Genomic DNA, 5058 nt, shown 5'->3' with positions numbered 1-5058 from the left:
GCCGCGTCGGCCTCGGCGCATTCCGGCTTGAAGTCGATGGATGTGACGCCCTTGGTCAAGGTAACGATCGAGGCCTTGGTGGCGCTGGCGTCGACCAGGCGCTGCAAAAAGCCTTCGAAATGCAGCCCGTTGACCAGCACCACATCAGCGCCAGCCATCGCCACCGCGTCGGCCGGGCTCGGTTCGTAGACATGGGCGTCGCCATCCGGGCCGACGATGGTGGTGATGCTGACCCGGTCGCCGCCGACATTCTTGGCGAAATCCGCAATCACCGTGAAGCTCGCCACCACCTTGAGCGGCGCGGCGAAGGCCGAAGAAGCGCCAAGCGCGGTAAATGTTATAACGCTCAGGGCCAGGGCGGCGCGGAAGGATTTCAGCATTGGGCAGGTCTCCTTGCTTGGGGGATCAGGCGGTCCGGTGGCGATGGTGGACGATGCGGGCGCGCAGCGCGCCGCGCGAGCCGAACACGATCGAGAAGAAGTAGACGACGCCGGCCGACAGGATGATGGCCGGGCCGGACGGCAGCGAGGCGTGGTAGGAAAGCAGCAGTCCGGCGGTGCAGGAGGCGAAGCCGATCAGCACCGCCAGCACGCACATCGGCTCGACGCGCACCGTCCAGAAGCGGGCGGCGGCGGCCGGCAGCATCATCAGCCCGACCGACAAAAGCGTGCCTAGCGCCTGGAAGCCGCCGACGAGGTTGAGCACGACCAGCCCCAGGAAGATGAAATGCACCGGGCTGCCCATGCGGCTCACCGAGCGCAGGAACAGCGGGTCGAGGCATTCGGCGACCAGCGCCCGCCAGAAGATCGTGAGGGCGACCAGCGTGACCAGCACGATACCGCCGATCAGCGTCAGAGCCTCGTTGTTGAGCGCCAGCACCGTGCCGAACAGCACATGCATGAGATCGACACTGGAGCCGCGGATCGACACCATCAGCACGCCGACGGCGAGCGAGATCAGATAGAAGGCCGCCATCGAAGCGTCCTCGCGCTGGACGGTGAAGCGCGAGACAGCGCCGGCGCCGAGCGCGACGATAATGCCGGCGATCAGCCCGCCTATGGTCATCGGCAGGATTTCCAGCCCGTAGAGCAGGAAGCCTGCGGCCGCACCCGGCAGGATGGCGTGCGCCATGGCGTCGCCCGACAGGCTCATGCGCCGCAGCATCAGGAAGACCCCGACCGGACAGGCGCCGAGCGACAGCAGCAGCGAGCCGAACAGCGCTCGCTGCATGAAGGCGAAATCGGCAAAGGGCGCGATGAAGAGGCCGTAGAGAAAGTCCATCAGGCGGCCCTCGGCCCGGAGCCGTGGTCATGATGGTGATCATGCGCATGGGCATGGGCAGGGCCGTGATGGTCGTGCCCGTGATGGTCGTGATGATGGTCGTCGGGCTCGCACCAGGGCGCGTTCTCTTCCCATGCTTCATGGAAGCGCCGCGCCTTGAGAAGGTTTTCCGGCCGCAGCGTTTCCTTGGTCTCGCCCCAGGCGACCGGCTGGCGCGCAAGCAGCAGCGTCTCGGGGAAATTCTGCCGCACGAGGTCGAGATCGTGGACGACAACCATGATCGTGCGCTCCTCGCCATGCCAGCGCTTGATCAACTGGATCAGGTCGCCGACCGTCTTGGCGTCGACGGCGTTGAACGGCTCGTCGAGCAGGATGAGGTCGGCGTCCTGCAGCAGCACGCGCGCAAACAGCGTGCGCTGCAGCTGTCCGCCGGACAGCGTGTCGATCGGTCGCGTCTCGAAGCCGCCGAGGCCGACCGCCAACAGCGCCTTGCTGACGGATTCGCGGTCCTCCTTCGTATAGCGGCCGAGCAGGCCGCGCTTCGGCCACAAGCCGAGCGAAACCAGGTCGACCACCCGGGCTGGGAAAGAGCGGTCGAGTTCGGACTGCTGCGGCAGGTAGGCGGTGCGCACGCCGGGGGCGCGGGTGACCGCGCCTTCCATCGGCTTCAGCACGCCAACAATGCCCTTCATCAGCGTCGACTTGCCCGAGCCGTTGGCGCCGACGACAGCCGTCAGCGACCCCTTGCGGATGACGCCATCGAGGTGATGGATCGCCGGGTGGCTGCCATAGCCGAGCGTCAGGTCGCGAAAGGTCAGGCAGGCATTGGTCATCGGTGGTCCGTTGGGGCGGTAGCCCATTGTTCGGGCGGTTCAAGTCGATATGTGATGTTATTACATTAGTCAACAAGATGGCCCGACGCAATTTGGTCACGGCCGGTCAACTCGTCGTGTACGCAACGGGGAGGGCCACACAATTGGCTCAATTGGTTTCGTCCCAGCCGGCCTTGCCCGGGAGAGGCCACAACTCTAAAGAGGCGCAACCGACAACAGGAAGGAACGCCCCATGAGCATTCGTCGCATCGATGTTGGCCCGCGCATGAGCCAGATCGTCATCCACGGCAACACCGTCTATCTGGCCGGCCAGGTCGGCGAGCCCGGCGGCAACGTCGCCTCGCAGACCCGCGACATCCTGAAGACGATCGACGAGCTGCTGGCCAAGGCCGGCACCGACAAGACCAAGATCCTGCAGACCATCATCTGGCTGGCCGACATGAGCACCTTCGCCGAGATGAACGCGGAGTGGGATAAGTGGGTGCCGCAGGGCCACACGCCTGCCCGCGCCACCGGCGAAGCCAAGCTGGCTGGCCCGGAATATCTGGTCGAGATCATCATCACGGCGGCGATCTGAGGCGCCGACTTCCCTTCTCCCTTGTGGGAGAAGGTGGCCGCGAAGCGGCCGGATGAGGGTGTTGGAAGGATCGCGGCGTTGAAGAACCTGACACTTCGAGCGTTTTGATTTTCTGCGTCTCGTTCCGTCGCGCACCCCTCATCCGTCTCGGCGCTGCGCGCCGATCCACCTTCCCCCACAAGGGGAGAAGGAAACGTCGCGCTACCGCTGCGACGGCGTAAACCTCGCCACCAGCGTGTGGCTCTCGGCCGGATAAATAAAGCGCACATGCGTCACCGGGTGCTCGGCGCTCCAGGTGCGACGCTCGACCACCAGGCACGGCGCGCCGGGGTCTATATCGAGCGTGTCGGCGACATGGTCGTCCGCGGCGGTGGCGCGGATGCGATGCTCGGCCTCGCTCCACGGCACGCGGCCGATCAGCCAGGGGCCGGGCGCGATGGCCAAAAAGTCCTCCTCGCCGGCCTCCGCGACCGCGGCGAGATTGATCAGCCGCTGCTCATGCGCGAAGGGCCGCTGGCCGGCGAAATGCAGGCATTCCAGCGAAAGCACCAAGCCTGGGGCGGAAAGCCCCAGCAGTGACCGGTCCTCGGCGCTGCTGCGCCGCTTCAGCCGAGCCATCCTTTCATAGCGATAGGGCAGGCCGAGCGCTTCGACCTCGATCCGGATGTCGTGCAGTTCCAGCACCGCCGCCTGCGACTGCGGCTGGCGGACAAAACTGCCGGAACGGCGGCGGCGCTCGATCAGCCCGGCCTTGGCCAGCTGCGACAGCGCCTTGTTCACCGTCATGCGCGAGCAATTGTATTCAGCTGTCAGCTCGTGCTCGAACGGAATCCTGTGCCCGGGCGCCCAGGCGCCGGACAGGATCTTTTCGCTGATGTCGGACAGGATGCGCTGGTGCAGCGAAACAGCCTCGCCACCTTCCGCTTCCATTGTCTCGATCATGCTCATGTCGCGGTTTCGCCTGTTGAACGAGCTAGGCTGCCGACAGCGCGGTCATGACAGCGCGGAACCTCTCGGCGATTGGCTCGCGCCTGGCATGCTGGCCGCCGCTGACCTGCTTCCTGCCGTGCACCCAGACGCTGTCGACGCTGGCGCCGTTGGCGAAGATCCAGGCATCGAGGATGGAGTCTCCCGTCTTGCCGGCGAGCGACGGATGGTTCGGGTCGAGCGACACCAAATCGGCCGGGGCGCCGGCTGCGATCCGCGCCGGGCCGGCGCCGAGCGCGGCGCTGCCGCCGTCGAGCGCGGCATCGAACAAGGCGCGGCCGGCCGAGCCGCCCGCTACCGCCAGCACGTTGCGGGCGCGGTGCGTCAGGCGCTGCGAGTATTCCAGCTGCCTGAGTTCGTCCGGCAGGCCGATCAGCACGTTGGAATCCGAGCCGACGCCGAAGCGTCCGCCATGTTCGACGAACAGCGGCGCGGCGAAGGTGCCGTCGCCGAGATTGGCCTCGGTGATCGGGCAGAGGCCTGCGATCGCGCCACTCCTGGCCATGCGGACCGTCTCGGCCTCGGTCATATGCGTGGCGTGGATCAGGCACCAGCGCCGGTCCACCTTGGCATGGTCAAGAAGGAATTGGACCGGCCGCGCGCCCGACCAGGCGATGCAGTCTTCCACTTCCTTTATTTGCTCTGCGATATGAATGTGGATCGGGCCGTCCGGCGCCATCGCGGTTACCGCGTCGAGTTCCTCCGGCGTCGCGGCGCGCAGGCTGTGCGGGGCGACGCCGACAACGGCCTGATCGAGCGAGCGAACGCTTTCGCGGCCTTTCTCAAGCAAGCGACCGAACCGTTGGACATCATTGATGAATCGCCGCTGGCCCTCATTGGGTGCCGCACCCCCGAAGGAGGAATGGGCATAGAAGACGGGCAGCAGCGTCAGCCCAATGCCGGTCTCAGCCGCGGCCGCCGCGATCCGCTCCGCCATCTCGGCGATGTTGCCATAGGGTTTTCCGTCGCGGTCGTGGTGGAGATAGTGGAACTCGCCGACGCGCGAAAATCCCGCTTCCAGCATCTCGACATAAAGCTGTGCCGCCACCGCCTCGACCTGGTCCGGCGTCATCGACAGAGCGAAGCGGTACATCACCTCGCGCCAGCTCCAGAAACTGTCGGTCGAGGGGCCTCGCAGTTCGGCGAGCCCCGCCATGCCGCGCTGGAACGCGTGGCTGTGCAGATTGGACATGCCGGAGAGTACAATGGCATGGCGCTCGTCGCCGGTCAGCGGTGAGGCGCCGGGCTCGGCCACCGCGATGCGGCCGCCCGCCAGCGTGATCCTGACATTGTTGTTCCAGCCGTCCGCCAGAAGTGCCTGTTCCGCGAAGATCGCCGTCACGATTTTCTCCGAATCCCGCTTTCCGATGACAATAGCAC

6 protein-coding genes are annotated in these 5058 nt (G+C 66.0%); 1 reads left to right on the top strand and 5 read right to left on the bottom strand.

What is annotated here, in order from left to right; all coding sequences use genetic code 11:
* From EOA33_RS23835 to aztA, 3 genes are all read right to left on the bottom strand, one after another.
* The coding region (locus EOA33_RS23835; protein ID WP_190234353.1) for a zinc ABC transporter substrate-binding protein at positions 1–380 on the bottom strand (380 nt) is incomplete at its 3' end.
* 25 nt (positions 381–405) lie between these two features.
* The gene (aztB, locus tag EOA33_RS23830) at positions 406–1281 is read right to left on the bottom strand and encodes a zinc ABC transporter permease AztB (protein ID WP_126055040.1); all 876 of its coding nucleotides are present in this window, start codon (positions 1279–1281) and stop codon (positions 406–408) included.
* Positions 1281–2114: a zinc ABC transporter ATP-binding protein AztA gene (aztA, locus tag EOA33_RS23825; protein WP_127406738.1), complete on the bottom strand. Its 834-nt coding sequence runs from the start codon at positions 2112–2114 to the stop codon at positions 1281–1283. The genes aztB and aztA overlap by 1 nt, the downstream gene beginning before the upstream one ends.
* A 232-nt stretch (positions 2115–2346) precedes the next feature.
* Here aztA and EOA33_RS23820 point away from each other — a divergent pair, with 232 nt between their 5' ends.
* A complete protein-coding gene (locus EOA33_RS23820) occupies positions 2347–2691 on the top strand; it encodes a RidA family protein (protein WP_127284608.1) in 345 nt (114 codons plus the stop codon).
* Between the two features lie 201 nt (positions 2692–2892).
* Here EOA33_RS23820 and hutC read toward each other — a convergent pair whose 3' ends face one another.
* Positions 2893–3639, bottom strand: coding sequence for a histidine utilization repressor (gene hutC / locus EOA33_RS23815; protein ID WP_127406737.1), 747 nt, complete (start codon positions 3637–3639; stop codon positions 2893–2895).
* Between the two features lie 25 nt (positions 3640–3664).
* Positions 3665–5020, bottom strand: coding sequence for a formimidoylglutamate deiminase (locus EOA33_RS23810; protein WP_127406736.1), 1356 nt, complete (start codon positions 5018–5020; stop codon positions 3665–3667).
* Positions 5021–5058: the final 38 nt, after the last annotated feature.

It is taken from the genome of Mesorhizobium sp. M4A.F.Ca.ET.050.02.1.1 (genome assembly GCF_003997725.1).
GTDB lineage: Bacteria > Pseudomonadota > Alphaproteobacteria > Rhizobiales > Rhizobiaceae > Mesorhizobium.
The sequence above is the reverse complement of the archived record's forward strand: the minus strand, read 5'-3'. Positions and strand labels throughout refer to the sequence as shown.

What these genes read in the sequence shown, in the direction of transcription:
- EOA33_RS23820 (WP_127284608.1), top strand. Translation starts at nt 2,347, where the DNA reads ATGAGCATTCGTCGCATCGATGTTGGCCCGCGCATGAGCCAGATCGTC.
- hutC (WP_127406737.1), bottom strand. Translation starts at nt 3,639, where the DNA reads ATGAGCATGATCGAGACAATGGAAGCGGAAGGTGGCGAGGCTGTTTCG.
- aztA (WP_127406738.1), bottom strand. Translation starts at nt 2,114, where the DNA reads ATGACCAATGCCTGCCTGACCTTTCGCGACCTGACGCTCGGCTATGGC.
- aztB (WP_126055040.1), bottom strand. Translation starts at nt 1,281, where the DNA reads ATGGACTTTCTCTACGGCCTCTTCATCGCGCCCTTTGCCGATTTCGCC.